Raw genomic sequence first — 26,507 nt, forward strand, 5'->3', positions numbered from 1 at the left:
GTTTTTTTGCTGCGAAAGCCCGGCTATCAGGCCTCTCATGACGCAGCAATTCACAATCACACGGCTTGGACATCAGGGCGACGGCATTGCCGATGGTCCTGTTTACGCCCCTCGTACCCTTCCTGGCGAGATCGTCAGCGGCACCCTTGTTGGCCAGCAATTGACCGATATCCGGGTCGAGACACCGTCCGAACACCGTGTCAAAGCGCCTTGCCGCCACTACAAAGCGTGCGGTGGCTGCCAGTTGCAGCACGCATCCGATGCATTTGTGGCCGACTGGAAACTGCAAATCGTCCGCAAGGCGCTGATGGCGCAGGATCTCGAAGCGCCATTGCGGCCGATAAACACATCGCCCGAACGGTCACGTCGGCGGGCTACGCTTGCCGTAAGGCGCACGAAAAAGGGCACGTTGGCGGGGTTTCACGGTCGTGCATCCGGCACGATCACCGAGATACCCGATTGCCGCTTGCTTGACCCGGCCTTGATCGCGGCCATTCCCGTGGCCGAGGCGCTGGCCACCCTGGGCGCAAGCCGCAAGGGCGTTCTGGCTGTCACGCTCACACTGTCCGAAGCTGGTCTGGATGTGGCCGTAACAGGTGGCAAGCCACTGGACGGCCCCTTGGAACTGGCATTGGCGCAGGCGACCGAGAAACATGGGCTGGCCCGGCTCAGTTGGGATGATGAGGTTATTGCCATGCGGCATGCGCCGGTTCAGCGCTTTGGGGCAGCCGGAGTCACGCCACCCCCCGGAGCCTTCTTGCAGGCAACAAAGGACGGAGAAAAGGCTCTGTCAAAGGCAGTTTCCGAGGCTACACGGGGTGCGAAACGTATCGTTGACCTGTTTGCGGGCAGCGGAACGTTCTCTCTGCCGTTGGCGGAAATTGCCGAAGTTCACGCGGTTGAGGGCGAAGCCGCCATGATCGAGGCGTTGGATCAGGGCTGGCGCAGGGCACAGGGGCTGAAACGCGTAACGACCGAGGCCCGTGACCTGTTCCGCCGCCCGCTGATGCCGGACGAGCTGAAATCTTTCGACGCCATTGTTCTGGATCCGCCTCGTGCCGGTGCCGAAGCTCAGGTAGATGAGATTGCACAGGCGCAACGCCCGGTGATCGCCTATGTCTCGTGCAATCCCGTCACCTTTGCGCGTGATGCGAAAACGCTGGTTAACGCGGGTTACACCCTTGAATGGGTACAGGTCGTTGACCAATTTCGTTGGTCAACACACACGGAACTTGCTGCGCGGTTTGTTCTGAACGCAGCATCTTGATCTTACCGGGGAAACTGACACATGGGGTCCAAACAGCGTTTGCTGAATCTTATCGAAGCGCCCGTTTTCGGGCGGTTCATAACGGCCGTGATCATTTTCAATGCCATTCTTTTGGGGATGGAGACATCGCCGACCCTGATGGAACTGGCCGGCCCCTTGATCGTGGCGCTGGACAGGCTTTGCCTGGCGATCTTTGTGGCTGAAATTTCCATGAAGTTGATTGCCACCGGGCGCAGGTTCTTCACAAATGGCTGGAACATATTCGATTTCCTGATCGTTGGAATTGCCCTGGTTCCCAGCGCCGGAGGTCTGTCGGTGCTGCGCGCCCTGCGAATTCTGCGGGTGTTGCGCGTGATTTCCGTGGCGCCGCGTCTGCGTCGCGTGGTCGAAGGGTTCATCTCGGCCCTTCCCGGCATGGCCAGCGTGTTTCTGCTGATGGCAATTCTGTTCTATATCGGTGCGGTAATCTCGACCAAGCTGTTTTCGGCATCGTTCCCGGATTGGTTCGGCGATCTGGGCCTGTCTGCTTATACGCTGTTCCAGATCATGACGTTGGAAAGCTGGTCGATGGGCATCGTGCGTCCGGTGATGGAGGTCTATCCCTATGCCTGGGTCTTCTTTGTTCCTTTCATCATGGTCACGACCTTTGCGGTGGTGAACCTGTTGGTGGGTCTGATCGTCAATTCGATGCAGGATGCCCATCATGCCGAGGATGAGGTCAAAACCGATGCCTATCGCGACGAGGTTCTGGAACGGTTGGAAAGCATCGAACGTCGACTGGCCGAGCAGTCGAACATCAAAAAGTGATTTCAGTTTTTCCCATTTTTGGCATAATGATCGAAAAAAAGCAGAGCAGGCAGTGAAACATGGATCGTCGAGTATTCGGTTTAGGGGCGTTGGCAACGCTAAGCCTTTCGGCTTGTGCCTCTAGCGGCCCAAGATTTCTGACTTATAACGGACCCGAGGTGACCTCTTTGGTGGTCAACAAGGGCACGCGCAAACTTTACTTGTTGCACAACGAAAAGATCCTCAAGGAATATGACGTCGATTTGGGGTTTGCCCCGAATGGAACAAAGAACCAGCGCGGTGACGGCCGAACACCCGAGGGCACCTATCTGATCGACCGTCGCAACCCCAGAAGCCGGTATCACTTATCCCTGGGCATTTCTTATCCCAACTCGCAGGATGTCGCAAAAGCCAAGGCTGCGGGCGTTGATCCGGGTGGGGATATCTTCATCCACGGTGAACCCAATCTGCGTTCTGAGCGTAGACGCGCAAAAAAGAAGCGGGATTGGACAGCCGGATGCATCGCGGTCAAGAATGACGAAATCGAAGAGATTTATGCGATGGTTAACAAAGGTACGCTGATAACCCTGCGCCCTTAGGCCGTTTTTGGCGCCCAGTCACTGAATCCGAATGCTTCATAGTCGCGCTGATAGGCGTCAACCGCCAGCGCTTCGAGGTATTCGTTGTAGATCTGGTCCAAAGCGTATGGTTCATCCGGTGCGCAGGAGCCAGGCTGAGGCGGGTTTGAATGCCCCATGCTGCGCGCCAGATCCGGCAAGGCCGTCATCAGATCCTCTTCTCTCAGAATCAGATCGGGCATAGTGAAGGATGCGATTCCCTCCAACGTCCTGGACTGGCTGCACCACGTGCCGTCCACACGGACCGGTGTCTGCCCGTTGAGGTTGAGGCGTAGAAAGTCCAGAAAGCCCGAAAAAGCTTCGCGGTGTTGTTCGACAGAATAATTGTTGTCCCGCACTTGCCCCGGGATCGGCAGCTTGAGCCGGTTGCGAAGGTAATTCCGCACCATCTTATAGCTGCCCGGCCCCGTATTCAGAATATGACTGCAAAATGCCGTATGTGCCCGGGCCAGAGGGTGACGCAGAACAGTGAATTGCCGATGTCCGGGATGGCCCTGTTTCCATGAGCGGACCTGTTTGCGGTTTCGATCCGTGATCAGCTTGTCTGTCTGACATCCGTCCAGATCAGCCAGCCATTGCACGATAACAGGCTCTATTCCGCCCCGAATGGGCAAATACATCAAAGGAGACCTTGCAGCGGCAACGTAAAGCGGTACAGCCGCGCCGCGCTGCGGCTCAAAGCCTGTTGACCGATGCAATCCGAACCGATCCTGATCGCACAGGGCTTGCTTCATCTCATCAGGATTGGTGACCTTCGACAAAGCCGGCGCCGGGTTTTGCGGTTTCAGGGTATCATCCAGTCGGGTCAGCCGACCCTCAACCCCCAGCCATACAGCCAGCCCGTTTATGACCTCCAGCTCAGTCAGGTCGTCATAGTGAATGAAGAACCCGGTTTGGCCTGTCTTTTGCAGGTGCCGTTGCACCATAAGCTGATGGTCTTGCAGCTGGTTCAGGTAATCCGAAAACTCGTCGGCGTCGAAGTCAACCTGCGCGTCGACACGGCGTTTCACATTCTTCAGCAGCCACTGCTGCGTTTTCCGCGCTATTTTCAGCGACAGGTAGCTGTCCAATGGGTTGCGGGTCAGAATGATCTTGGCGCAGCGCGGATCGTTCAGCATGGGCTTCAGGATACGTGGGTCATGGTCTTCGAAATATCGAAAGCCATTGATGTCACCCGGTGCTGATTTGATCGCCTTGAGCATTCGCATGGGGTCCGCATCCCGGTCTTCCAGCGACAGGCCAAGCAGGTGGTCGGATTTCAGGCTGCCTGCAAAATGCGGATTGAACGCCTCTCCGTGGCAGGTGACCCCGTCCAGCGCGTTCAGGTTGGCCTCAAGCAGGTTCGAACCTGTGCGCATGGCGGCCAGAATCACGAAGTAATCAAATTGGGCTGACATGGGCAATCACTGCACCAGATACGGTTTTCGGTATGGCTTTTCCTGGCGGCCGAACACATCGTCTGCCGGGAAATCACCCATCAGATATGGGTGCATTCCCTGATTCTTGAGGTTTTGCAAGAACTTCCCGAATCCGGACAGATCGACCATGGTTGGCACTTCGGTCAGATGGCTGGTCTGCTGAATGCCGATTTCTTCTAGAATACCCTGCAAGGCATTCATCGGAGATTCAATGAAGTCGGCCAGCGTCCAACTGCGCATCCGCGCCTTGGTCCAGACCGATGTCAGCACCTCCAGCTGCTTGGTTTCAATTTGTTGCAGGCGCGCCGCCTCGCTCCGGATTTCCGAGAAGTTCATATTGGACCGGAACAATGGGATCGCCCAAGCGCCGGTGATGACCGAAATCTGCGCGTTCTTGTCCCGCGCCAGAAACCAGTTGATTTCCTGAGTGTCCCGCGGGCTGAACTGGAAACACTGGCGTTCACCGCGCGTATTCCAGATCAGGTTCGACAGAAAGGCGGTCGGGTTATAGTCCCGCAGCGCCGCACTGTCGCTGAGGGCGCCATTTGTTATGGCTTCTCCTTGCGAAAATTCGGCGCGTTCCGGCCCGAAAAGATGCCCGTGGACTCTGGCTCCGGTGGTTGCGGCCAACCAAGGTTCGAAATCCTCGAACAGTTCCGAAAAGCCTTGGAATACGGAATATTGTGACGATGTCAGACCGTTTTCACTGCCATGGCGGGGAAACCGGCTTTGCATATACAGCCCGTCGCGCCCGCGCGTTCGCCGTTCCACCGCTTTGGAAAATACGCGATCGATCTTGCCCGGATTGGGCTCTGCCGGTTTCATCGCCCCGGCCTGATCTGTCAGGAATGCCTGGTACAATCGCTCTGCGCGGGGCCAGATTTTTCGGGCGACAAAACAATCCGATCGGCGCAGCAATTGCAGATGATCGTCATAGAAGATGTGCGGGCGGCCCTGGTAATCGAATTTGGATAGGGTCAGGGACCTGCTTTCAATATGCGTGGAATACAAGCGTGCCAGCGTCTGGAAATAGCTTTCATCCGGAATCCAGACATGACGGAAATACTTGTCATACAGCTTGCGCCTGGGGTCTTGAAGGATTGCCGACAGCGTTTGGCGGGTCAGGCACCACCACTGGCTTCCCATATGCGGAACCAGTCCGTCGGGGATTTTCCTGCGAAACCCCATCAGACGCTGAAGCTTTACATATGTGTCGAATAGTTTGCGATGCTTGCGCCACGAAAACGGAAACCGCAGGGTGAACCGTTCATGATCCAGCCCACCGATGGTCCAGCTGACATCGGATGTCGTCGCGCTTTCGATGAAATCGACACGCGGCCGGTCTGACAGGTAATCGATCAGTTCCTGAACCGGTCGCAAGGGCAGACAGGCCCCCGAGGCAAGAAATACATGCCGAACTTCGGGGAAACGCTCCAGCATCAACTCGGACGCGCTTTGCGAGGCGGCAACGATACCCCAGCCACCCCAATCGCACCGATGTCGGTCAGAAAACACGATCGATGGATTGTTCGAACAGGACGCAACAAACCGGGAATAAACAGTGTCTGGCACCTTGCGATCCACATGGATGACCACCGGGCATCCCGCTGCCGTCCAGTGGCGCGCGACCTGCTCGGCGCGGTCCAGCGAGGTATGAACCAACATGACAATACCCAGACCGCTCATGCCCAGTTTCCTTTCGACATGAGGCCCAGGATCTCAAGCTGTCGCCAGTTGATATAGGCCTCGGACCATTCGCACCAGAAAACAGGCTTGTCCTCAAGCCGGGTTGCATAGGCCTTGTATTCGCCCGAGCCCCGGTAATGCTGGCCACGCTGCAATTCTTCGCGGGCCTTTTCCCCCAGAGTATTGATCAACTTGGCGTGAAGCAGTGACCCGCTGGCCTTTTCGCCGCCCCATTCGTCGTAAACCTGATTGAGCCCGCGCGGCAAAAGCGAATGGGTCGAGCTGACATAGACATAGCGCCGGTTCCATTTTACCAGCGGAATCTTGTTCAGCGCCGGTGCTTTGGAGGGGTTGTCCTGAAAGAACACGCGCGCCCGTGGGCCCCCTTGAATCCAAAGGTTCTTGTATTCGGGGTTCTTGGTGATCATGTAATTTCCGGGATCGAACCAGCGCGCGATTTCGAACGGGTTCTGACCTTCGGCATAGGGTTCGGCGTCCACCGGACCTTCAGGGTACATGTCGATCAGCATCGTGCCAAAACTGCGCACGGCACTGCCATCCAGCCAGTCCGTCAAGGCTCGGATTGGACGGGTGTCGCAGAACGGATAGATGAAGAATTCGTCCGGATCGACGCTCAGCACCCAGTGACCGTGCGCGTATTTGCGCAGCAGATAGTTCGACCAGTCCAGACCATAGCTTGCCCGTTTGTAACTGGTCGTCGTCCGCCAGACCGAAACGTCAGCCTGTTCTTTCAAAAATTCAAAACTGCCATCATCGCTGTTGTTGTCGACAAACAGAAAATGGTTGATGCCCAGTTTGCGATAATATTCAAGAAAGAAGGGCAGGCGAATTTTCTCGTTCCGCACAACGCTCATCAGCAGGATATCATCACGCCGTATGGCCTGTGTGTTGTTGCTGACCGGCTTGAGCTCGCGGCGTCGTTTGAGGCAGCGCAGAATACGGCGCTTGCGCCGCAATCTCATTTTGTAGGACTCAAACAGGCTCACGTGACTGCCCAACCTTTTTATAACGCGAGCTTTCCCCGAACCAGTCGTGACCGATGGCACGATATGGCATTACCGGTTTATGCCATCTTTGCATCTTCTGACGCAACGTCTTTAAAACCCGCAAACTGTAAACGTGCGGTTGATGCCCTTGTTTTCATTTTCAATCCCAGCCTCCGCCGTTCATCAGACCCAACCGTTCCAACTGGCTCCACCCGGTGTAGCGCACCGATTGTGGGGTCCACATGTCCGGCTGGTTGATTATCCCATCGTAGTATGGCCCGAATTGGTCCGGATCATGAAAATGTTGGCGTCGCTGCTTTTCGGTGTTGGATTTCTTGATAACGTCCGGCAGGAACTTCGTGTGCAGCAACACGCCCGACGGGGCATCGCCGCCCGGGCCATCATAGGTTTCGTTCAGACGGCGCGGCAGGGCGGAATGGCATGAGTTCACATAGGCATAGCGCCGCGACCAGCGCATCAGCGGGATCTTGTTCAGCGTGGGCGATCTTTGCCGTGTTTGCGCAAAGAACATCCGTTCCCGCGCGCCACCCTGCACCCACAGATTGCCCATCGGGCTTTGCCGCTGCGCGCGATACGGCCCTGCATCGAACCAGCACAGCAGATTTGTGGGGTCGGTGTTCGGGTCATAAGCCGCATAACCCAAGGGGCCCTTGGGATAGAGGTCCAGCATCAGCGTCCCGAACCCGATCTTCCCGCGCCGGTCCAGCCAGGTTGTCAGGTCATGCAGGGACCGGGTGTCGCAATGGGCATAGACCAGCAGTTCATCCGCATCCACCATCAGGCACCAGTGGCGGTGGCCAAAGCGCATCTGCAACCAGGTCAACCAGTCCAGGCCAAACCGCGATCCACGATAGCTGGAATGGGTTCTCCACACCGAGACATCCGGTTGATCTTGCAGATACTCGGATGATCCATCGTCGCTGCCGTTGTCGACGATCAGAAAATGATCGACGCCCAAGGCGCGATAGTGACGAAAGAACCAGGGCAGGCGGATGATTTCATTGCGCAAGGTGACAAAGGCCAATATGTCACCCCGCTGGATTCGGGATGTCTGATCCTTCTGGCAGGTCAACTGATGTCGGCTTCGCAGCGATCTCCAGAGCAGCCGCCGACGTTTCCAGCGCAACCTGTACTTCCGTGCCCATCCGATCCGGGGAAGTGTCAAAGCAGTGCTGGATGTCACCGGGTCCTCATTTTTCGTAGTGGCCGTTCTGGTGCCAGCGCCAGGCATCTGCGATCATCGTCTCTAACGTGGATCTTTTGGGCTTCCAGCCCAGTTCATTTTCAGCCCGCACAGAACCAGATACCAGCTTGGTGCAATCTCCTGCCCGACGAGGGCCCACTGTATACGGCACGGGACGGTTGGTGACGGACCTGGATTGCTCGATCACCTCTAGAACGGAAAACCCGGACCCGGTGCCCAGATTGAAGACACGGCTGCCTTTGCCCTGTTCCAGCCAGCCCAGCCCCAGAATATGCGCATCAACCAGATCGCAAACATGTACATAATCGCGGATACAGGTGCCGTCGGGCGTATCATAATCCGTGCCAAAGACGGTCAGACCGTCCCGCTTGCCGTCAATCGCGTCCAACATCAGCGGGATCAGATGGGTTTCGGGGCGGTGAAACTCGCCCACCTCGCCTTCGGGGTCTGCACCTGCAACGTTGAAATACCGGAAAATGACATGGCGCAGCCCATGAGCCGCCTCGAAATCCTTGAGGATATCTTCGATCGCGCGTTTTGATGCCCCGTAGGCGTTCAGGGGATACTGTGCCGTGGATTCATCAAGAACCACATTGTCGTGCTCGCCATATGTGGCACATGTGGACGAAAATACGAAATCCAGACAACCGGCCGCAACGGCTGCTTCAATCAGAGTCAGCGAACCCGTGACATTGTTCGACCAATACACGCCGGGCTGACGCATAGCATCGCCAACCTGGCTGAGCGCCGCGAAATGCATCACTGCATCTGGTTTGTGTTTCGCGAACACCTCATCCAGGCGGTCCCGATCCAAAAGGTCGCCCTGTTCAAAAGGGCCAAATTGCACCGCATCCTGCCAACCCGTGATCAGGTTGTCGTAGGTCACAGGAAGGTAACCTGCCTGCGCAAGCGCCTTGCAGGCATGTGAGCCGATATACCCGGCACCACCGGTGACAAGAATTGTCTTCATGGCATATCCATCGGGGCTGGTTGAGGAACAGTTTCGCCAAAGGCGCCGTCAGAGTCATGGGGAAAAGACGTCACTCCAGCCCCATGGCTGCCATCATCTCTTCAATCTTGGGCACGTCCTGCGGGTTGTTCAGCTCCCAGAACTGACGGCCCCTTGCCTCGACCTCGACGCACAGAACCTTGCGCCCGTTTTCCATGAACCTGAGCTGTTCCAGGCCTTCCAGCTGTTCCAGAGGCCCGGCCGGCCAGCCCGGATACGCCGCAAGGGCGTCGGGCCGATAGGCGTAAACGCCGACATGGTGAAACACGGGTGTCGCTTCATCGCCGGCGTATGTCTGCGACGTGAAGGGGACGACCTCTTTCGAGAAGTACATCGCACTGTGATCGCGTCCGAACACTGCCGTCGTGCCACCTACACGGCCATGCTTGCGGTCGTTCAGAAGACTGTTCAACGCACTGCCGTCGCAGCGCAGGACAGGGGTCGCAACACCGGCATCCGGCGCGGCGCGCAGGCCGGAAACCAGATCTTCGACAAACCAATGCGGGGTCAGCGGAGCGTCGCCTTGCAGGTTGACGATGATGTCATACCCGCCACCCAGAACCTCATGCGCTTCGGCGCATCGTTCGGTGCCGTTCTGACAGGTTTCCGAGGTCATCACGACCTCGGCCCCAAAGCCCTCGGACACGTCGCGAATGCGCTCATCATCCGTCGCAACAACAACGCGATCGACACCCGAGACTGACCTGGCTGCACGCCAGGACCGTTCGATCAGTGTCATGGACGCGCCTTTTGCGCCGGTCAGGGGAACCAGCGGCTTGCCGGGATAGCGGGTCGAAGCGTAACGGGCGGGAATGGCAATCAGAACAGACATCAGGCTTCCTTCAACTCAACACCCGGAGCGTAAGCAATAAAGAACGGATTTGCATAGCCATCCTTGCCATAAAGCAACGGAGTATGGTCGTCAAAACGTACAACCCGGCCACCGGCCCCGGCCAGTACCGCATGGCCTGCCGCCGTATCCCATTCCATCGTGCGCCCGACGCGCGGATAGATATCCGCCTCGCCCGTGGCAACCAGACAGAACTTGAGCGACGAACCCGCGCTTTTGCTGTCCTTCACATGATATTTGTTGATGTAGTCCTCGGTGGCCTGATCCCTGTGGGACTTCGACGCCACGACCAAAAGCCCGGAATTATCCGGTTCAGAGACTGATATGGGTGCCAAAGGACCGGTCTCGTTTTTGTCGAAAGCGCCTGTTTCCTCGACCGCGCGGCCATCAGCCAGCGTGAAGAACATACGACCCCGCGCCGGGGCATAGACCACTCCCCGGGTTGGCACTCCGTTTTCGACAAGCGCGATGTTGACGGTAAAGTCGCCGCGACGGTTGATGAATTCCTTGGTGCCGTCCAGCGGATCAACAATAAGGAAAGTGTCGCCTTTTTCAGAATGCGAAGCGGCCTGTTCTTCGGTGACCAGAAGAGTATCCGGAAATGCCGCACGCAAGCCTGCCGAAATCAATGCGTCAGCGGCTTCGTCTGCCTCGGTCACAGGGCTGGCGTCGGATTTGACTTTGACATCGAAATCATCCGCCTCGTAGATTTCCATGATCTTGTCGCCTGCCTCCAGAGCCAGTCGCCGGATGACGGGAATAAGCGCATCGTAGGTCACAAAAAAGCTCCGTTCCTGTGGTTTGTTGATCCAAAATCGCGATCGACTTATGATGCGGCGGTTACGGAACGGCAAGATATTCATGCCAGTTTAGAGGCGACGAAGCAGAAAAGACCCTTTGAATGTTCTATTTCAAGCGCAACCAAACGCTGCTGGGCGGCGCTTTCACGACGGCTGAGCTGGTATTCCATGCCACCGTGCGAAAGGTGCGCTCGCAACATCCCAATGCAATAGTCGCCATCCTGATAAATGTTTTGCAGCTTGTGGTGATGGGAACCACTTTCTACCTGCTCATGTCACTGATGGGCCGGGGTGGAATACCGAAGATCAGGGGCGAGTTTCTGCTGTATGTTCTGTCCGGCGTGTTCCCCTTCATGCTGCACATTCAGTCGATAGGCGCGATTTCAGGGGTTGGGTCCGCGAACAATCCGATGATGCTCCATTCGCCGATGAATGTGATGGTGACGATCCTGTCTGCGGCGCTCGGTATTCTTTACAAGCAACTGCTGGCCATGTTCGTGATCCTGTTCATCTACAGCGTCGCGGTCGCCCCGATCGAGGTGCAGGATCCCGGCGGTGCTTTCGCGATGCTGATAATGGCCTGGTTTACCGGATGCGCGGTGGGTTTAGTGTTCATGGCGATGAAACCATGGTTTCCGACGACTGTGGGAATGCTCACCAATATCTACCGTCGCCTGAACATGGTGTTTTCGGGAAAGATGTTCGTTGCAAACACACTGGGCGGCGGATTGCTGATGATGTTCGCCTGGAACCCGCTGTTTCATATTATCGACCAGTGCCGGGGCTTCATCTTCCGAAACTACTTTCCGCGAAACACAAGTTGGGAATACGCGCTATGGGTCGGGATAGCTTTGTTGATGATCGGTTTGATGGCTGAGTTTTTCACGCGCCAGCATGTTTCGCAAAGCTGGAACGCGCGCCGCTAACATGCGACCCGCAGCGTCAAGTTGATCCGTCCACCTTTTGGCAACAGCCGGGATGATCCGTATCTGATCCGGTCGATTCCGTGATAGGCCAATCGTACCGGACCGCCCATGATCACCACGTCGCCCGAGCCGAGCCAGATCGACTCGGTCTTGCCGCCACGAGTTGTGTTCCCAATTCGGAACAGGGCGTCATCGCCCAGGGAAACCGACAGAACGGGCCAGGAAAAATCTGCCTCGTCCTTGTCCTGATGCAGGCCCATCTTGGAGCCTTCCCCGTAGTAGTTGATCAAACAGCAATCCGGCGCGCGCTCGGTGCTGACCAGATCGTGCCAGATATCAAGAATGACCGGGGGGATTTCAGGCCAGACCCCGCCTTTCGGGTGCTTATCCTGATAGCGATAGCCTGCCTTGTCGGTCACCCATCCCAGATCCCCGGCCGAGGTCATTCTTACCGACATCTCTTTGCCCGAAGGCGTGACGGGTCGAAACAAGGGTGCCGCTTTCAGAATCGGTCGAAGGGCCGCGATCAGCCGTGCCTGGGAAGCAGGGTCAATATAGCCTTTCCTGATTTCGAACCCTCGCAAGACCACCCGCGTCATTCCGGAAACCCCAAACCTTTCCAATTTCTTGCCAAAAAAGACCTCAAATTCCCGAAAACCTGCACTCTACGGTGCTTGCAGGCCTCTTGCCTCGCCCTTATATACGCCGGGACGCGCGATGGTAGTGCTGTCGCGCACATCAGATCGGGAGTGGGATGCCATAAAGGGTCCGACCCTCGGGACATCGCCTTGAAGAGAAAGGGATTGCAAAAATGGGAAAAGTAATCGGGATTGACCTCGGAACCACGAACTCCTGCGTAGCCATCATGGAAGGCTCGCAGCCGAAGGTCATCGAAAACGCTGAAGGGGCGCGGACCACGCCTTCGATCGTCGCCTTCACCGAAGATGAGCGACTGGTCGGTCAGCCTGCAAAACGTCAGGCGGTCACCAACCCCGACAACACGATCTTTGGCGTCAAACGTCTGATCGGTCGTCGCGTGGATGATGCCGAAGTAGAAAAAGACAAGAAAATGGTGCCGTATTCCATCGTGAATGGCGGCAATGGTGACGCGTGGGTTGAAGCCCGCGGTGAAAAATACTCCCCCAGCCAGATTTCCGCTTTCATTCTGGGCAAGATGAAGGAAACCGCCGAGAGCTATCTGGGCGAAGATGTCACCCAGGCGGTCATCACCGTTCCGGCATATTTCAACGACGCCCAGCGTCAGGCCACCAAAGATGCCGGTAAAATCGCCGGTCTGGAAGTGCTGCGGATCATCAACGAACCGACAGCTGCTGCGCTGGCCTATGGTCTGGACAAGGAAGAAACCCAAACCATCGCGGTCTATGACCTTGGTGGTGGTACTTTCGACGTGACAATCCTGGAAATCGACGATGGCCTGTTCGAGGTCAAATCGACCAATGGTGACACCTTCCTGGGTGGTGAAGACTTTGACATGCGCATCGTCAACTACCTGGCGGATGAGTTCAAAAAGGAACACGGTGTCGATCTATCTCAGGACAAGATGGCCCTGCAGCGTCTGAAAGAAGCCGCGGAAAAAGCCAAGATCGAACTGTCCTCGACCTCGCAGACCGAGATCAACCAACCCTTCATCTCGATGGGCGCCAACGGTCAGCCGCTGCACATGGTCATGAAACTGACCCGTGCCAAGCTGGAATCGCTGGTGTCGGACCTGATCAAGAAGTCGCTGAAGCCCTGCCAGGCCGCTCTGAAAGACGCGGGTCTGTCGGCTGCTGACGTGGACGAAGTTGTTCTGGTCGGTGGTATGACCCGGATGCCGAAAGTGATCGAAGAGGTCACCAAGTTCTTCGGCAAAGAGCCGCACAAGGGCGTGAACCCGGACGAAGTGGTTGCCATGGGCGCCGCCATCCAGGCCGGTGTTCTTCAGGGCGACGTCAAAGACGTGGTTCTGCTGGACGTGACCCCGCTGTCGCTGGGTATCGAAACGCTGGGTGGCGTGTTCACCCGCCTGATCGACCGAAACACCACGATCCCGACCAAGAAGTCTCAGGTCTTCTCGACCGCCGAGGACAACCAGAACGCCGTGACCATCCGCGTGTTCCAGGGTGAGCGTGAAATGGCTGCGGACAACAAGATCCTGGGTCAGTTCAACCTTGAAGACATCCCGCCGGCACCGCGCGGCATGCCTCAGATCGAGGTGACTTTTGACATCGACGCCAACGGCATCGTCTCGGTTTCGGCCAAAGACAAAGGCACTGGCAAAGAACAGAAGATCACCATCCAGGCATCGGGCGGATTGTCCGACGAGGATATCGAAAAGATGGTCAAGGACGCCGAAGAGAACGCGGAAGCCGACAAGGAACGCCGCGAGCTGATCGAGGCGAAGAACCAGGCGGAAAGCCTCATACATTCGACCGAAAAGTCGATGGAAGAGCATTCCGACAAGGTCGACCCGACCACGATCGAAGCCATCGAGTTGGCGATCGCCGCGCTGAAGGACGAGCTGGAAACCGAAAACGCCGACAAGATCAAGTCGGGCATCCAGAACGTCACCGAAGCCGCGATGAAGTTGGGCGAAGCCATCTATAAGGCGCAAGCCGAAGAAGGCGAAGAGGAACCTGCTGCCGCAGACGCTGCACCAGGCGACGATGACATCGTCGACGCCGAGTTCGAAGACCTCGACGACGACAAGCGCGCCTAACGCGTTAATCGGTTCCGGCAGGCCTGGTTCGGGCCTGCCGGAACGGTCTTCACCATGCAGCACGCGTCTCCGAAACCTTCTTTTGGCACCTACGCTCTCTCACATCGGATGGAAATATTGCGCCGGTGGTCTGAGGGCATGCCGCGTCAATGGATGTCGTCCGGAATTCGCAGGATAGTAATGGCCTCTCAGCGAGAGCCTTACGATGTTGAGGTGTTTGGCGGACAGAAATGCCGATTGCACCCATCTGACAACTGGGCCGAACGTCGCGTCATAACCGGCTCGCAGTTCTTTGATCTGGATGAGCGTCAATCGCTGGCCAACCATATTTCGCAGGGCTCTGGCGATTATGTCTTTGTCGACGCCGGTGCAAATGTCGGGCTGTACACCCTGTGGGTCAGATCAGTTGCGCAGAAGTTGGGGCGTAACCTGAAAGCCCTGGCTGTTGAACCGGATCCGGTCAACAAGGCTCGCCTTGGTACCAATCTGGCTGCCAATCAAGCCAGTGAAGTCATCCATTGCGACAAGGCCTTGTCTGACAAACCGGGTGAGGTGTGGTTCGAATCCGCGAACCTTGGCGATCGGGGTCATGCCAAAGTTGCCGAGTCGGGCGATCTGTGCGTTCAGGCGATTCCGTTGTTGGACGCTATACGCGATGCCGGGTTGACCAGGGTTGATGCAATGAAAATGGATATCGAAGGTCAGGAAACCCGCGTATTGCGCGCTTTTTTCGAAGACGCACCGCGAGAGATTTGGCCCGAAGTGCTGCTGATAGAAATCAAGCATTCGGATGACGGGCTTGACGAGGTCTTGAATAAGGCAGGTTACGTGGCCAGTTTTGCAAACAACACCAACGGCGTGTACAGGCTCAATGAAAGCACCGCGTCCGGCGGCACGAAGGAATAACAAATGTCAAAGCGCGACTATTACGAAGTGCTCGGCGTGTCCAAGGGCGCTTCGGCGGATGAGATCAAGAAGGGTTTTCGCAGGAAAGCCAAAGAGCTGCACCCTGACCGCAACAAGGACAACCCGGATGCCGAGGCGCAGTTCAAGGAAGCCAACGAGGCTTACGACGTTCTGCGTGATGCCGAAAAGAAGGCAGCTTATGATCGCTTTGGCCATGCCGCATTTGAAAACGGTATGGGGGGCGGTGGCCGCCCCGGCGGCGGTTTTGGCGGTCAAGGCGACTTCTCCAGCGCATTTTCGGATGTATTCGACGACCTGTTCGGTGATTTCATGGGTGGTCAAAGGGGCGGCGGCGGGCGTCGCGCCGCGCGCGGCTCGGACCTGCGCTACAACCTGCGTGTTACGCTGGAAGAAGCCTACTCGGGCCTACAAAAAACCATCAATGTGCCAACGGCCGTGGCGTGTTCGTCCTGCGAAGGTACCGGGGCTGAAGGTGGCGTTGAACCCACATCCTGCCCCACCTGTTCGGGCATGGGGAAAGTGCGGGCACAACAGGGCTTCTTTACGGTGGAGCGGACTTGCCCGACCTGTTCGGGATTGGGGCAGATCATCAAGAACCCCTGTAAATCCTGTCAGGGGGCCGGCAGGGTCGAAAAGGACCGCGCTTTGTCGGTGAACATTCCTGCCGGTGTCGAAACCGGAACGCGAATTCGTCTGGCAGGCGAAGGTGAGGCCGGAATGCGCGGCGGTCCTCCGGGCGATCTGTATATTTTCGTCGAAGTGGCCGAGCACAAACTGTTCGAACGCGACAGCGTGAACCTCTACTGCCGCGTGCCGGTCAGCATGGCCAAGGCGGCGCTAGGCGGATCGATCGAGGTTCCGACCATTGATGGCGGTCGCGGCCGCGTTCAGATTCCGGCCGGAAGTCAGTCGGGTCGGCAAATGCGCCTGCGCGGCAAAGGCATGCCTGCGTTGCGCGGCGGTGGTGTGGGTGACATGTTCATTGAACTGGCCGTGGAAACCCCGGTCAACCTGACCAGCCGCCAGAAAGAACTGCTGCGCGAGTTTGATGATCTGGGTGAAGACAATCATCCGGAATCAAAAAGCTTTTTCTCGTCCGTCAAATCTTTCTGGGACGGTATGAAAGGCTGAACGACCGGGAAAGGGGGCTCTGCCCCCGCCGCCCTTCGGGCGACTCCCCCGGGATATTTGCAGCCAGATGAAGCATGGGACCCGTTCTTCATCTGGCCCAAAACATCCCGGAGCGCGAGGCAGAGCCTCGCATCCCACTGTCATACACATGCAGTTTTGGCCTTAGCAGAAAGCTGAAAGTGGCAATATATCTGGAAAATTGAGTCTTGATTCCGGCCCTCGACCCTGAGATTGTCCGCCTCAACCGTTGGGGTGCCCTTTTACAGGGCTGAGAGACGCAACCGCGTTAACCCATCGAACCTGATCCGGGCAATTCCGGCGTAGGGAACGGTCTCTTGAATACAGACGTTTTCTCTACTCCGTTGCCCATAGAAGATGGAGCAACGAGATGGCGGCAATTGCCCTGACCATAGCAGGATCCGACAGTGGCGGCGGCGCGGGCATTCAGGCTGACCTGAAGGCAATGTCGGCGCTGGGTGTTTTTGGCGCAAGTGTCATCACCGCCGTTACCGCGCAGAACACGCAAGCTGTCACCGCTGTGCATGGAATTCCGCTGGATGTGATTTCCGCCCAAATCGACGCGGTTCTGAACGATCTTGACGTCAGGGCCGTCAAAATCGGCATGCTTGGCACACCTGAGATCATTCATACGGTCGCCAGCGGGCTGGCGGCTTTCGAGGGTCCCGTGATTCTTGATCCGGTCATGATTGCAAAATCCGGCGACGCTTTGTTGGCGCAAGAAGCGGTCCGGACGCTGCGCGATGTGTTGTTGCCAACGGCGACGGTTCTTACGCCGAATCTGCCTGAGGCGGCGTGCCTGCTGAACATGCCAGCGGCAGAAACGCGTGAGCAGATGGCTGAACAGGGCCGGGCATTGTGCGCTTTGGGTGCGGGAGCAGTCGTGATGAAGGGTGGACACGGGTCAGGTGACATCTGCCACGATTTGCTGATCGATCCGTCGGGTGTCATGGCCGAGTTTCAGGCCCCGCGTCAGGATACGAAAAACACCCATGGAACAGGATGCACCCTGTCGTCATCCATCACCGCCGGTTTGGCCAAGGGGCTGACCCTGAGGGACGCGGTTGCGCAGGCGCATGACTATTTGCAAGGGGCCATCGCGCGCGCGGATGAGTTGAATGTCGGCGCTGGGCACGGGCCGGTGCATCATTTCCACCGGGTTTGGCCTTCGTGACGCTTTGGTCTGTCATAGGGGCAGGGGTTGCCGGTCTTGCCGTTGCCAGCGAACTGGTGTCGCGCGGTGCAAAAGTGCAGATATTCGACCCCGGCGGGCCACCGGGCCCGCATGGGTGTTCATGGTGGGCCGGAGGAATGCTGGCACCGTGGTGCGAATATGAAAACGCGGAAGAACCGGTGCTGCGCCTTGGGCAGTCAGCGATTGAATGGTGGGCCCAACGTACCAAAGTGACCCGTCGGGGAACGCTTGTTGTCGCAAGTGCCCGTGATGCGCCGGACCTGCGCCGATTTGCGCGTCGAACAATAGGGTTCACCAAGGTCGAACGGGCAGAAATAACTGAATTAGAGCCTGATCTGGCAGGGTTTGGTCAAGGCCTGTTCTTCGAACGCGAAGCCCATGTCGATCCGCGTCAGGCGCTGCAAGATCTGTATCGTCAACTGCAAAGCCAGGGCGTCGCGTTCCACCGGAAGCTGGCGCCCGCCCAGTTGGAGAATGCAATTGACTGCCGTGGCCTTCACGCCCGCGAATACCTGCATGATCTGCGCGGCGTGAAGGGTGAGATGCTTGTCATACGATGCCCTGACGTGGAACTGACGCGCCCGGTTCGTTTGCTGCACCCGCGGATGCCGCTTTATATCGTTCCGCGCGGAGGCGGCGTCTACATGTTGGGTGCGACCATGATCGAATCCGAGGACAGCAGCCGCATTACCGCCCGTTCGATGCTGGAATTGCTCAGCGCGGCCTATGCCGTGAACCCGGCTTTTGGCGAAGCCGAAGTGTTGGAGATAGGCGTCGATCTGCGCCCCGCCTTTCCCGACAACTTACCGCGCATCCGGCGTTTGGGCCGGACGATCTATGCCAACGGGCTTTATCGCCACGGATATCTGCTGGCACCGGCGCTGGCGCGGGGTGTTGCGGATCTGGCGCTGAACAACACACATTCGGAGATGGTCGATGAAGATCGTGCTTAACGGCGAGACGCGCGAGGTGCGCGCCGAAACCCTGTCGGAATTGTTGGATGAATGCGGTTTCTCGGGCCGTGTGGCCACCGCCGTGAACGAAGATTTCGTGCCCTCAAGCCTGCGCGTCGCTCACAAGCTGGCCGAAGGCGACCGGGTCGAGGTCGTCGCACCGATGCAGGGGGGCTGAAGATGAAGACGTTTTACGGCACTGAACTGCCCAACCCGCTGATGCTGGGCACGGCGCAATATCCAAGTCCGGCCATTCTGGAACAGGCGTTTCGCGAAAGCGGTGCAGGCGTTGCCACTGTATCCTTGCGGCGCGAAGCGGGTGCAGGCCAGACCTTTTGGAACATGATCCGCGAATTGGGAGTTCTGATCCTGCCCAATACGGCCGGTTGCCATACGGTGAAAGAGGCCGTGACGACCGCCCATATGGCACGCGAAGTGTTCGAGACCCGATGGATCAAGCTGGAACTCATCGGACATACGGACAGTCTGCAACCGGACGTTTTCCAACTGGTCGAAGCCGCCCGCATTCTGACCGAGGACGGGTTCGAGGTGTTTCCCTACACCACCGATGACCTGATCGTGGGCGAACGCCTGTTGGAAGCGGGATGCGAGGTGCTCATGCCCTGGGGCGCACCGATCGGGTCAGGACGAGGGCTGAACAACGAATACGCTCTGCGTGCGATGCGGGCCGAATTTCCTGACATTCCCCTGGTGGTGGACGCCGGTATCGGCTTGCCAAGCCACGCGGCCCGCGCGATGGAGCTGGGCTTTGACGCGGTTCTGCTCAACACCGCTGTGGCCCGTGCCGGAGATCAGGTTCTGATGGCCAAGGCGATGGCGCAGGCAACCCTTGCCGGGCAATTGGCCCATCAGGCCGACCCGATCGAGCCGCGCGACATGGCGGAACCCTCTACCCCTGTTGTTGGAAAGGCCTTCCTGTCATGACGCTGGACCGTTTCTATCCGATCTTTGATCACTCGGACTGGCTGCGGCGGATGTTGCCTCTGGGTGTCAAGCTGGTGCAGCTGCGCATCAAGGATCAGCCAGACGATGCGGTGCGCGACCAGATTGCCGTCTCACGCGAATTGTGCTGCGATCACGCGGCGGTTCTGGTGATCAATGACTATTGGCAACACGCGATCGATCTGGGCTGCGACTGGATCCATCTGGGGCAGGAAGATCTGGACGATGCCGACCTGAAAGCCATCCGAAGAGCGGGTCTGAAACTGGGCGTTTCCACCCATGACGATGATGAGCTTGAGCGTGTGCTGGCCATGGATCCCGATTATGTGGCATTGGGCCCGGTCTACCCCACCATTCTGAAAAAGATGAAATGGCATCAGCAGGGCCTGCCCCGCGTAACGGAATGGAAGGCGCGGGTTGGTGATATTCCCTTGGTCGGTATTGGCGGCATGAGTGTCGAGCGCGCGGCCGGTGTACTGAAGGCCGGGGCGGACATCGTCTCGGCGGTCACGGATATCACACTGAACCCCGACCCCGAAGCACGGGTACGCGCGTGGATCGAGGTCACACGATGAGCCGATATGCCCGCCAGACGCTTTTGCCCGAAGTCGGGGCGCAGGGGCAGGCACGCCTGTCGGCGGCTCGTGTTCTGGTCGTCGGTGCGGGCGGTCTGGCTGCACCGGTTCTGCCACTTTTGACAGGGGCCGGGGTGGGGCGGATTACGGTCATGGACGGTGATACCGTCGATCTGTCCAACCTGCACCGTCAAACGTTTTTCTCCGAGGCCGATTGCGGGCACTCCAAGGCGGAAACCGCCGAGGCGCGCTGCCGCGCGCTGAATGGTGAAACTGATGTCATCGGTCTGAATCAGGCTCTGACCAGCGAAAATACGCCTGGCTCGGTGTCGCAAGCCGATATCATTCTGGATTGTGCCGACAGCTACGCAGCCAGCTACATCCTGTCGGACACGTGTCTGGCGCAGGGCAAGCCTTTGATCAGCGCCTCGGTGCTGGGGCTTTCGGGTTATGTGGGCGGGTTCTGCGGCGGGGGCCCGTCGCTGCGCGCTGTGTTTCCCGATGCACCGGACAGTGGCGCCAGCTGTGCCACTGCGGGGGTTTTGGGCCCCGTGGTTGGCGTGATCGGGGCGATGCAGGCGCAGATGGCGCTCAGCTTGATCCTTGGACTTGATCCCTCGCCCCTTGGGCAGTTGGTTCAATACGATGCAAGAACCCTGCGCAGCACCGGGTTTCGCTTTGATGACGCACCCGAGCCCGGCAACTGCTTTCGCTTTCTGTCCGCAAGCCAGCTGAAAGACACGGATCAGATCATCGAGCTGCGCAGTTCGCAGGAAGCCCCTGTTCCCATCCATTCGAACGCGACGCGCATTTCACCGGATAATTTGCGCAGAATAGATCCTAACAAAGGAAAAAGGCTGGCTCTTTGCTGTGCCACCGGTTTGCGGGCATGGCGTGCCGCCGAACAGATTCAACCAGATTGGCCGGGCGAAATTGTCCTCGTCGCGGCCTCAACCTCGTGAAGAAAAGGGAAACGCGAGACATGAAAAAGCTGATGACAGCCATCGCCCTTCTGGCCGCTGCGCCGGCATGGGCCGAAGACAAAATGACCGTCCTGCTGGACTGGTTCATCAACCCTGACCATGGTCCCATCATCGTGGCGAAGGAAAACGGCTATTTTGCCGAACAAGGGCTTGAGGTCGAGATCGTCCCGCCCGCCGACCCGTCCGCCCCGCCCCGTTTGGTGGCTGCCGGCCAAGCCGATCTGGCGGTGTCTTACCAGCCGCAATTGCACTTGCAGATTCACGAGGGCCTGCCACTGAAGCGCGTCGGCACATTGGTTGCGACGCCACTGAACTGTCTTCTGGTGCTGGAAGACGGGCCGATCAAGTCGCCTGCGGACCTCAAGGGTAAAAAAATCGGCTTCTCGGTCGCAGGGGTCGAAGAAGCCATCCTTGGCACCGTTCTGGGCAAATACGATGTTGCGCTGGGCGATGTTGAGCTGATCAATGTCAACTTTTCCCTTTCACCGTCGCTGATGACCGGTCAGGTGGATGCGGTGATTGGCGCTTATCGCAACTTCGAACTGAACCAGATGGATATCGAAGGCCGTCCCGGCACCTGCTTCTATATCGAAGAAGAGGGCGTTCCGTCTTATGATGAACTGATCTATGTCGCCAATCCGGAAACGATGGACAAGGACAAGATCGCCCGGTTCCTCGCCGCGACTGAAAAAGCGACCCAATATATCGTCAACAACCCGGAAAAAAGCTGGGAAATCTTCGCGGCGACCTCGCCCGAACTTCAGGACGAGCTGAATGCCCGCGCCTGGGTCGATACACTGCCGCGCTTTGCGCTGCGTCCGGCAGGTTTTGATGCCGGTCGTTATGCCCGGTTCGAAACCTTCCTGAACGAAAGCGGGATGATCGACAGCGTCCTTCCAGTTAGTGACATCACCATCGACGTGACCGCGCAATGAGCAATTATGGCAAAGCCTTTGCGCTGATGCGCGATGCTGCGGCGGAGCCGTGGCGGGATTATACCCGCCACGCCTTCGTAGAGGGCATGAAAGACGGAACGCTGCCACGCGAGGCGTTTCTGCACTATCTGCGGCAGGATTATGTGTTTCTGATCCACTTCTCACGTGCCTGGGCGCTGGCCGTGGTGAAATCGGAAACGCATGAAGAAATGCTTGCCGCATCGCGAACCGTGAACGGTTTGATCAGCGAAGAGATGAAACTGCATATCGGTATCTGCGCGGCAGAAGGTATCTCGCAGGCAGAGTTGTTTGCCACGCCAGAGAGGCACGAGAATCTGGCCTATACCCGGTTTGTCCTGGAAGCAGGCTACAGCGGCGATTTTCTGGACCTGCTGGCGGCGCTGGTTCCTTGCGTCATGGGGTATGGTGAGATCGGTACGCGCCTGTCCGCCGAGGCAACGTCCGAGACATATCGCGGCTGGATCGACACTTATGCCGGCGAAGATTACCAAGGCGCATGTGTGGCGGTTGGTGAGTTGCTGGATCAGGCTCTAACAAGACGTATCGGGGCTGATTTTCAGGGGTCGCCACGCTGGGATCGACTGTGCCAGACCTTCCGCAAAGCGACAGAGCTTGAAGTCGACTTCTGGCAGATGGGTTTGACGCCATGACACCTGCGCCCGAACTGACCATCAACGGCACTGCCACGATCGACGGCGCGACCCTGTTTGCGCCGTTGTCCCTGACCCTTGGGGCCGGGGCGTGGACATGCCTGCTGGGCGGTTCGGGCGTGGGAAAAACCACGGTTCTGAGGCTGATTGCGGGGCTCGAGACCGGGGCTGTCTTCGCTGGGCGGATCACGGCCAGTGATGGCTTGCCTGTGGCTGAGCGTGTCGCATACATGGCGCAGGATGATCTTCTTTTGCCTTGGGCAACCGTCGCGCAGAATGTCTCGCTGGGTGCGCGTCTGCGCGGTGAAACCGTTGATCTTGATCGACGCGACCGCCTGATCAAGCGTATGCGGTTGCAGGATCACATGAACAAGAAGCCCAACGCGTTGTCCGGCGGGCAACGTCAGCGTGTCGCCTTGGCCCGGACACTTATGGAAGATCGCCCCGTTGTTTTGCTGGACGAGCCCTTTTCGGCCCTTGATGCCCGCACACGCGCTGACATGCAGGATCTGGCCGCCGAAGCATTGCACGGTCGAACCGTCCTTCTTGTGACCCATGATCCCGCAGAGGCCGCGCGTCTGGGGCAATCCATCGTGGTGATGACGGAACACGGATTGACGCGGTGCGAACCGCCCCGGGCCCCGGCCCCGCGCCGCGTGGATGATCTGGAGACATTGGAAACCCAGGGTGCCTTGCTGCGTCTTCTCCGCGAGGGCGCGGCATGAAGTATTTTTCTGCATTGGCCGCAACTTTGTTTGCCTTGCTGATCTGGCAGGGCATCGTGACCCTGACCGGATTGCCGAAGTTCATCCTGCCCGGACCCGCCGTCGTGGCCGAGACTTGGTGGCAGAACCGCTGGGTGATCGCCGAGCATACCTGGATCACCGCGATCGAAGTGGTGATCGGTCTGGCATGCGGAACGCTGCTGGGTGTCGTTACTGCGCTGCAACTGGCGAATTCGCGGGCGGCGCGGGTGCTGGTGCAGCCGATGCTCGTGTTCACGCAGGCTCTGCCGGTATTCGCATTGGCGCCGTTGCTGACGCTTTGGCTGGGCTATGGGCTGTGGTCCAAGGTCGCCATGGCGGTGTTGATCATCTATTTCCCGATCACCTCATCCTTTTTTGACGGGCTCATGCGCACCCCGTCGGGGTATCTGGATCTGGCCCGAACGATGCAGGCCAGCAAGCGCGCCGTATTGTGGCATATCCGTATTCCGGCCGCTCTGCCGTCGCTGGCGTCGGGGATGCGGCTGGCGGCGGTCTATGCCCCGATCGGAGCGGTGATCGGCGAATGGGTCGGCTCGTCGCAGGGGCTGGGTTATCTGATGCTGCTGGCCAATGGACGTGCCAAGACCGATCTCATGTTTGCCGCGATGCTGACCCTGGGCGTATTCTCGATCCTTCTGCACATGATTGTCCGCCGGGCCACGGCACGCATGGCGGGTGAGGTGCGTTAACCAATCAGAAACCGATTCTGAGTCAGGGTGCGCTCATGACACAGGACGCCTTTGCCGAAGCCCCGATGCTGTTTGATACGGACGAAGCCCCGGCGCAGCCGCTGCCCTCTGGTCGGCTACCCTCCTACATAAAAGACCACCGCAAGCGGCTGCGCGAACGGTTCATGACCGGCGGATCGGCGGCGATGCCGGATTATGAACTGCTTGAACTGGTCCTGTTCCGGTCCATTCCCCGGCAGGATGTGAAGCCACTGGCGCGGGCGCTGATGGATACTTTTGGTGATTTCAATCGTGTCCTGACCGCGCCCGAGGAACGGCTGCGCCAGATCAAGGGCGTTGGCGATACCGTGGTTACCGACCTGAAAATTCTTGAGGCCTGCGCCCACAGGATGGCCCGCGCCCGGGTGATGCAGCGGCATGTGATCTCGGGCTGGGATGCGCTGCTGGATTATTGCCACACCACCATGGCGCATCGTGAGATCGAACAGTTTCGCGTGTTCTATCTGGATCGCAAGAACGTAATGATCGCGGATGAGGAACAGGCCAAAGGCACCGTGGATCACGTGCCGGTTTACCCGCGCGAGGTCGCCAAACGAGCGCTGGAACTGAACGCCTCGGCCCTGATTCTGGTGCACAACCACCCGTCGGGCGATCCGACGCCTTCGCAGTCGGATATCGACATGACCAACCGTATTCAGGATGCCTGTTCGGCCCTGGGCCTGACCCTGCACGACCACCTGATCATTGGAAAATCGACCGAGTTGAGCTTTCGGTCCGAAGGGTATCTGTGAGCTTCACTGCACCCAGATTTCAACCCGGCGGTTGACCTTGCGGCCCCATTCGGTGTCGTCACAGGCCATCGGCATTGCTTCGCCAAACCCTTCCGCGACCACCTCGATACTGTCTGATATCGATGTCTCGGCCGCGGCCAGAACCGCGTTTCGTACAGTCTGTGCACGTCGCAGGGCAATGCGGGCGTTGGCAGCGGCCCCGCCATCCCCGTCGCTGAAACCGGCGAACACCAGCTTGCGCGCCTTCAATGTGCCGGCGTCAAGCATATGTGCCAGTTGCTGAATATTGGAACGTGACTGCGCATCCGGGCGGGATGATCCGGGCTCGAACCGAACCGACAGGGACAGGCGCGACAGCGGGCGCAGGGTTTCGATCATGCGCTGAAGCTCGTCCAGCCCAACCTCGGGCCCTCCGGTGGCGATGGCGTTGGCAAGCCGGTCGCCCTGTACGCCAACCGGCAAGGTTTCGGGCGATTGATCCACGTAACCTGCGTCACGAATGGCCATCTGGGCTTCGGGGCTTAGGCTAAAGGTCAGAAACTGCCGTGCGATCCGCGGCAGGCGGCGTTCGGGCAGATACAGGAACATCGGCAGGTTCAGCGGATAATCTTCGGTCTTGATCGATTGACGGGAGGCGGCCAGCGGATGCCCACACCCTCCGGTCAATGGCAGGGCTCGGGCATCGCCAGCTGTCGCTTTGCTGGCGATTCCGATGGAAAACGGGTCCTTGGCGACGGCCTTGGTCAGATCGCTCGTTCGAATATGACGGATTGCGGTATCGGTCAGTTCCACACCAGCGGTCTTCAATACCTGATCCTCGACAGCCTGCGCCAGCCCCGATCCCGGATCCGGCACATGCAATGCGATCGGAGCATCCGGCCCGCCCAGGTCCACCCAGTTCTTCACTTCACCTGACAGAATGCGCGCCAAATCGGCCAGCGAAATCTGACGCATCATACTATCGGGTGCCACCACCGGGACCATGGCGTCCAATGCAACAACCCTGGATCGCCGGGCCCGTTTCAAATCACCCAGCCCCGCGGCATCGGCTGCATCCCGCTCGGCCTCGCGTACTTCGCGCAGGGCCATCACGATATCTGTCTGATCCTCGATCAGCTTGACGAAGCCGCGATCCGTGGTCCCGACGTCAAAATAGAACCGCGCCAACGGGGCGTCACGGCCTGACTGAAAAAGCTCATAGACGAAGGTGTCCGTATCGACGCGGGCAGGCGTTGCGGTCAAGCCTTCCTGCCGCGCAAACCCGATGATCAGGGCGGGCAGGACCGTTTCGGCCATGACAGACGATCCGGAAAACCGCAACTCGGCTACGAAATCCGTCAGGCTGGGGCATGCAGGTCCGTCGCAGGTGACGCCCGAGCCATCAACGGTCAACTCACCGAACTGCGTATCGACGCGGTAGAATTCGCCGTCAAAGCCCAGCAGGTTGCCTGTTACTTCGACCTTGCCGTCATGAGACGTCAGCGTGATGTCCTGCGCCACTGCACAGGTCGCACCTGCAACGGTTAACAGCGCGGTCACAGCCGCACGAAAGAAAGTCATAAGAGAGTCGAGCCTGCC

General features: G+C 58.3%; 27 protein-coding genes and 1 riboswitch. Of the genes, 18 read left to right on the forward strand and 9 right to left on the reverse strand.

The genetic code is table 11. The features are described from left to right. Positions 1-37: 37 nt before the first annotated feature. From ACR0E2_RS11660 to ACR0E2_RS11670, 3 genes are read left to right on the forward strand one after another with little or no spacing between them, the layout of a single operon-like run. The gene (locus ACR0E2_RS11660; RefSeq protein ID WP_480446519.1) at positions 38-1,267 is read left to right on the forward strand and encodes a class I SAM-dependent RNA methyltransferase; all 1,230 of its coding nucleotides are present in this window, start codon (positions 38-40) and stop codon (positions 1,265-1,267) included. A gap of 21 nt (positions 1,268-1,288) precedes the next feature. Continuing rightward, entirely contained in the window at positions 1,289-2,074 is a 786-nt protein-coding gene (locus ACR0E2_RS11665; protein WP_480446520.1) for an ion transporter, read from the forward strand. A 59-nt stretch (positions 2,075-2,133) separates the two neighbouring features. Then, a complete protein-coding gene (locus tag ACR0E2_RS11670; RefSeq protein ID WP_171230125.1) occupies positions 2,134-2,652 on the forward strand; it encodes a L,D-transpeptidase family protein in 519 nt (172 codons plus the stop codon). On the opposite strand, the gene ACR0E2_RS11675 is transcribed toward ACR0E2_RS11670, so the two are convergent. The 7 genes from ACR0E2_RS11675 to cysQ form a co-directional block, all read right to left on the reverse strand. Next, the gene (locus ACR0E2_RS11675; RefSeq protein ID WP_480446521.1) at positions 2,649-4,088 is read right to left on the reverse strand and encodes a nodulation protein NodH; all 1,440 of its coding nucleotides are present in this window, start codon (positions 4,086-4,088) and stop codon (positions 2,649-2,651) included. The two genes, ACR0E2_RS11670 and ACR0E2_RS11675, sit on opposite strands and share 4 nt — an antisense overlap. 6 nt (positions 4,089-4,094) lie before the next feature. Further along, complete coding sequence (locus tag ACR0E2_RS11680) at positions 4,095-5,795, reverse strand: DUF5927 domain-containing protein (RefSeq protein WP_480446522.1); 1,701 nt, start codon at positions 5,793-5,795, stop codon at positions 4,095-4,097. Beyond that, the gene (locus tag ACR0E2_RS11685) at positions 5,792-6,778 is read right to left on the reverse strand and encodes a glycosyltransferase family 2 protein (RefSeq protein ID WP_224858684.1); all 987 of its coding nucleotides are present in this window, start codon (positions 6,776-6,778) and stop codon (positions 5,792-5,794) included. Before ACR0E2_RS11685 ends, ACR0E2_RS11680 begins: the two co-directional genes overlap by 4 nt. A 184-nt stretch (positions 6,779-6,962) precedes the next feature. Beyond that, positions 6,963-8,006, reverse strand: a complete 1,044-nt coding sequence (locus tag ACR0E2_RS11690) for a glycosyltransferase family 2 protein (RefSeq protein ID WP_480446523.1) — start codon at positions 8,004-8,006, stop codon at positions 6,963-6,965. 7 nt (positions 8,007-8,013) lie between these two features. Further along, entirely contained in the window at positions 8,014-8,997 is a 984-nt protein-coding gene (galE, locus tag ACR0E2_RS11695; RefSeq protein ID WP_171330630.1) for a UDP-glucose 4-epimerase GalE, read from the reverse strand. A gap of 70 nt (positions 8,998-9,067) precedes the next feature. Beyond that, on the reverse strand, positions 9,068-9,868 hold the full coding sequence (locus ACR0E2_RS11700) for a 3-deoxy-manno-octulosonate cytidylyltransferase (RefSeq protein WP_152459580.1): 801 nt from the start codon (positions 9,866-9,868) through the stop codon (positions 9,068-9,070). Next, the gene (cysQ, locus tag ACR0E2_RS11705) at positions 9,868-10,665 is read right to left on the reverse strand and encodes a 3'(2'),5'-bisphosphate nucleotidase CysQ (RefSeq protein ID WP_152459579.1); all 798 of its coding nucleotides are present in this window, start codon (positions 10,663-10,665) and stop codon (positions 9,868-9,870) included. The genes ACR0E2_RS11700 and cysQ overlap by 1 nt, the downstream gene beginning before the upstream one ends. 122 nt (positions 10,666-10,787) lie before the next feature. Between cysQ and ACR0E2_RS11710 the strand changes: the two genes are divergently transcribed. Further along, positions 10,788-11,612 (forward strand): ABC transporter permease, encoded by an 825-nt coding sequence (locus ACR0E2_RS11710; RefSeq protein ID WP_152459578.1) that lies wholly within the window; start codon positions 10,788-10,790, stop codon positions 11,610-11,612. Here ACR0E2_RS11710 and ACR0E2_RS11715 read toward each other — a convergent pair. Beyond that, entirely contained in the window at positions 11,609-12,211 is a 603-nt protein-coding gene (locus ACR0E2_RS11715) for an alpha-ketoglutarate-dependent dioxygenase AlkB family protein (RefSeq protein WP_480446524.1), read from the reverse strand. The two genes, ACR0E2_RS11710 and ACR0E2_RS11715, sit on opposite strands and share 4 nt — an antisense overlap. A 212-nt stretch (positions 12,212-12,423) precedes the next feature. On the opposite strand from ACR0E2_RS11715, the gene dnaK reads away from it, so the two are divergent. The 14 genes from dnaK to radC all read left to right on the forward strand — a co-directional run bounded on the left by dnaK (position 12,424) and on the right by radC (position 24,929). Beyond that, positions 12,424-14,331, forward strand: a complete 1,908-nt coding sequence (dnaK, locus tag ACR0E2_RS11720; protein WP_152459576.1) for a molecular chaperone DnaK — start codon at positions 12,424-12,426, stop codon at positions 14,329-14,331. Positions 14,332-14,511: 180 nt separating this feature from the next. Then, positions 14,512-15,237, forward strand: coding sequence for an FkbM family methyltransferase (locus ACR0E2_RS11725; RefSeq protein WP_480446525.1), 726 nt, complete (start codon positions 14,512-14,514; stop codon positions 15,235-15,237). Between the two features lie 3 nt (positions 15,238-15,240). Then, positions 15,241-16,389: a molecular chaperone DnaJ gene (dnaJ, locus tag ACR0E2_RS11730; protein WP_152459574.1), complete on the forward strand. Its 1,149-nt coding sequence runs from the start codon at positions 15,241-15,243 to the stop codon at positions 16,387-16,389. Between the two features lie 238 nt (positions 16,390-16,627). After that, positions 16,628-16,733, forward strand: a riboswitch (TPP riboswitch). 44 nt (positions 16,734-16,777) lie between these two features. Further along, positions 16,778-17,581 (forward strand): bifunctional hydroxymethylpyrimidine kinase/phosphomethylpyrimidine kinase, encoded by an 804-nt coding sequence (thiD, locus tag ACR0E2_RS11735; RefSeq protein ID WP_480446526.1) that lies wholly within the window; start codon positions 16,778-16,780, stop codon positions 17,579-17,581. Next, complete coding sequence (locus ACR0E2_RS11740; RefSeq protein WP_480446527.1) at positions 17,578-18,555, forward strand: FAD-dependent oxidoreductase; 978 nt, start codon at positions 17,578-17,580, stop codon at positions 18,553-18,555. The genes thiD and ACR0E2_RS11740 overlap by 4 nt, the downstream gene beginning before the upstream one ends. Beyond that, the gene (gene thiS / locus ACR0E2_RS11745) at positions 18,539-18,733 is read left to right on the forward strand and encodes a sulfur carrier protein ThiS (protein ID WP_152459571.1); all 195 of its coding nucleotides are present in this window, start codon (positions 18,539-18,541) and stop codon (positions 18,731-18,733) included. The genes ACR0E2_RS11740 and thiS overlap by 17 nt, the downstream gene beginning before the upstream one ends. 2 nt (positions 18,734-18,735) lie before the next feature. After that, on the forward strand, positions 18,736-19,500 hold the full coding sequence (locus tag ACR0E2_RS11750; protein WP_480446528.1) for a thiazole synthase: 765 nt from the start codon (positions 18,736-18,738) through the stop codon (positions 19,498-19,500). Then, complete coding sequence (locus ACR0E2_RS11755) at positions 19,497-20,093, forward strand: thiamine phosphate synthase (protein WP_480446529.1); 597 nt, start codon at positions 19,497-19,499, stop codon at positions 20,091-20,093. Before ACR0E2_RS11750 ends, ACR0E2_RS11755 begins: the two co-directional genes overlap by 4 nt. After that, positions 20,090-21,055 carry a HesA/MoeB/ThiF family protein gene (locus ACR0E2_RS11760; RefSeq protein ID WP_480446530.1) on the forward strand — a complete coding sequence of 322 codons (966 nt, stop codon included), beginning with the start codon at positions 20,090-20,092 and terminating at the stop codon, positions 21,053-21,055. The genes ACR0E2_RS11755 and ACR0E2_RS11760 overlap by 4 nt, the downstream gene beginning before the upstream one ends. Before the next feature lie 20 nt (positions 21,056-21,075). After that, positions 21,076-22,011, forward strand: coding sequence for an ABC transporter substrate-binding protein (locus ACR0E2_RS11765; protein WP_480446531.1), 936 nt, complete (start codon positions 21,076-21,078; stop codon positions 22,009-22,011). Further along, positions 22,008-22,682: a thiaminase II gene (gene tenA, locus ACR0E2_RS11770; protein WP_480446532.1), complete on the forward strand. Its 675-nt coding sequence runs from the start codon at positions 22,008-22,010 to the stop codon at positions 22,680-22,682. The genes ACR0E2_RS11765 and tenA overlap by 4 nt, the downstream gene beginning before the upstream one ends. Then, entirely contained in the window at positions 22,679-23,407 is a 729-nt protein-coding gene (locus tag ACR0E2_RS11775; protein WP_480446533.1) for an ABC transporter ATP-binding protein, read from the forward strand. The genes tenA and ACR0E2_RS11775 overlap by 4 nt, the downstream gene beginning before the upstream one ends. Next, complete coding sequence (locus ACR0E2_RS11780; protein WP_152459564.1) at positions 23,404-24,138, forward strand: ABC transporter permease; 735 nt, start codon at positions 23,404-23,406, stop codon at positions 24,136-24,138. Before ACR0E2_RS11775 ends, ACR0E2_RS11780 begins: the two co-directional genes overlap by 4 nt. 35 nt (positions 24,139-24,173) lie before the next feature. Next, complete coding sequence (radC, locus tag ACR0E2_RS11785) at positions 24,174-24,929, forward strand: RadC family protein (RefSeq protein ID WP_152459563.1); 756 nt, start codon at positions 24,174-24,176, stop codon at positions 24,927-24,929. Positions 24,930-24,932: 3 nt separating this feature from the next. On the opposite strand, the gene ACR0E2_RS11790 is transcribed toward radC, so the two are convergent. Then, on the reverse strand, positions 24,933-26,489 hold the full coding sequence (locus ACR0E2_RS11790; RefSeq protein WP_480446534.1) for a phosphate ABC transporter substrate-binding/OmpA family protein: 1,557 nt from the start codon (positions 26,487-26,489) through the stop codon (positions 24,933-24,935). Positions 26,490-26,507: the final 18 nt, after the last annotated feature.

Source organism: Ruegeria sp. A4 (genome assembly GCF_056543025.1).

Excerpts from the sequence above, each read along its gene's own strand:
- ACR0E2_RS11660 (WP_480446519.1), top strand. The coding sequence starts at position 38 with ATGACGCAGCAATTCACAATCACACGGCTTGGACATCAGGGCGACGGC.
- ACR0E2_RS11665 (WP_480446520.1), top strand. The coding sequence starts at position 1,289 with ATGGGGTCCAAACAGCGTTTGCTGAATCTTATCGAAGCGCCCGTTTTC.
- ACR0E2_RS11670 (WP_171230125.1), top strand. The coding sequence starts at position 2,134 with ATGGATCGTCGAGTATTCGGTTTAGGGGCGTTGGCAACGCTAAGCCTT.
- ACR0E2_RS11675 (WP_480446521.1), bottom strand. The coding sequence starts at position 4,088 with ATGTCAGCCCAATTTGATTACTTCGTGATTCTGGCCGCCATGCGCACA.
- ACR0E2_RS11680 (WP_480446522.1), bottom strand. The coding sequence starts at position 5,795 with ATGAGCGGTCTGGGTATTGTCATGTTGGTTCATACCTCGCTGGACCGC.
- ACR0E2_RS11685 (WP_224858684.1), bottom strand. The coding sequence starts at position 6,778 with ATGAGATTGCGGCGCAAGCGCCGTATTCTGCGCTGCCTCAAACGACGC.
- galE (WP_171330630.1), bottom strand. The coding sequence starts at position 8,997 with ATGAAGACAATTCTTGTCACCGGTGGTGCCGGGTATATCGGCTCACAT.
- ACR0E2_RS11700 (WP_152459580.1), bottom strand. The coding sequence starts at position 9,868 with ATGTCTGTTCTGATTGCCATTCCCGCCCGTTACGCTTCGACCCGCTAT.
- ACR0E2_RS11710 (WP_152459578.1), top strand. The coding sequence starts at position 10,788 with ATGTTCTATTTCAAGCGCAACCAAACGCTGCTGGGCGGCGCTTTCACG.
- ACR0E2_RS11715 (WP_480446524.1), bottom strand. The coding sequence starts at position 12,211 with ATGACGCGGGTGGTCTTGCGAGGGTTCGAAATCAGGAAAGGCTATATT.
- dnaK (WP_152459576.1), top strand. The coding sequence starts at position 12,424 with ATGGGAAAAGTAATCGGGATTGACCTCGGAACCACGAACTCCTGCGTA.
- ACR0E2_RS11725 (WP_480446525.1), top strand. The coding sequence starts at position 14,512 with ATGGCCTCTCAGCGAGAGCCTTACGATGTTGAGGTGTTTGGCGGACAG.
- dnaJ (WP_152459574.1), top strand. The coding sequence starts at position 15,241 with ATGTCAAAGCGCGACTATTACGAAGTGCTCGGCGTGTCCAAGGGCGCT.
- thiD (WP_480446526.1), top strand. The coding sequence starts at position 16,778 with ATGGCGGCAATTGCCCTGACCATAGCAGGATCCGACAGTGGCGGCGGC.
- thiS (WP_152459571.1), top strand. The coding sequence starts at position 18,539 with ATGAAGATCGTGCTTAACGGCGAGACGCGCGAGGTGCGCGCCGAAACC.
- ACR0E2_RS11750 (WP_480446528.1), top strand. The coding sequence starts at position 18,736 with ATGAAGACGTTTTACGGCACTGAACTGCCCAACCCGCTGATGCTGGGC.
- ACR0E2_RS11755 (WP_480446529.1), top strand. The coding sequence starts at position 19,497 with ATGACGCTGGACCGTTTCTATCCGATCTTTGATCACTCGGACTGGCTG.
- ACR0E2_RS11760 (WP_480446530.1), top strand. The coding sequence starts at position 20,090 with ATGAGCCGATATGCCCGCCAGACGCTTTTGCCCGAAGTCGGGGCGCAG.
- ACR0E2_RS11765 (WP_480446531.1), top strand. The coding sequence starts at position 21,076 with ATGAAAAAGCTGATGACAGCCATCGCCCTTCTGGCCGCTGCGCCGGCA.
- tenA (WP_480446532.1), top strand. The coding sequence starts at position 22,008 with ATGAGCAATTATGGCAAAGCCTTTGCGCTGATGCGCGATGCTGCGGCG.
- ACR0E2_RS11775 (WP_480446533.1), top strand. The coding sequence starts at position 22,679 with ATGACACCTGCGCCCGAACTGACCATCAACGGCACTGCCACGATCGAC.
- ACR0E2_RS11780 (WP_152459564.1), top strand. The coding sequence starts at position 23,404 with ATGAAGTATTTTTCTGCATTGGCCGCAACTTTGTTTGCCTTGCTGATC.
- radC (WP_152459563.1), top strand. The coding sequence starts at position 24,174 with ATGACACAGGACGCCTTTGCCGAAGCCCCGATGCTGTTTGATACGGAC.
- ACR0E2_RS11790 (WP_480446534.1), bottom strand. The coding sequence starts at position 26,489 with ATGACTTTCTTTCGTGCGGCTGTGACCGCGCTGTTAACCGTTGCAGGT.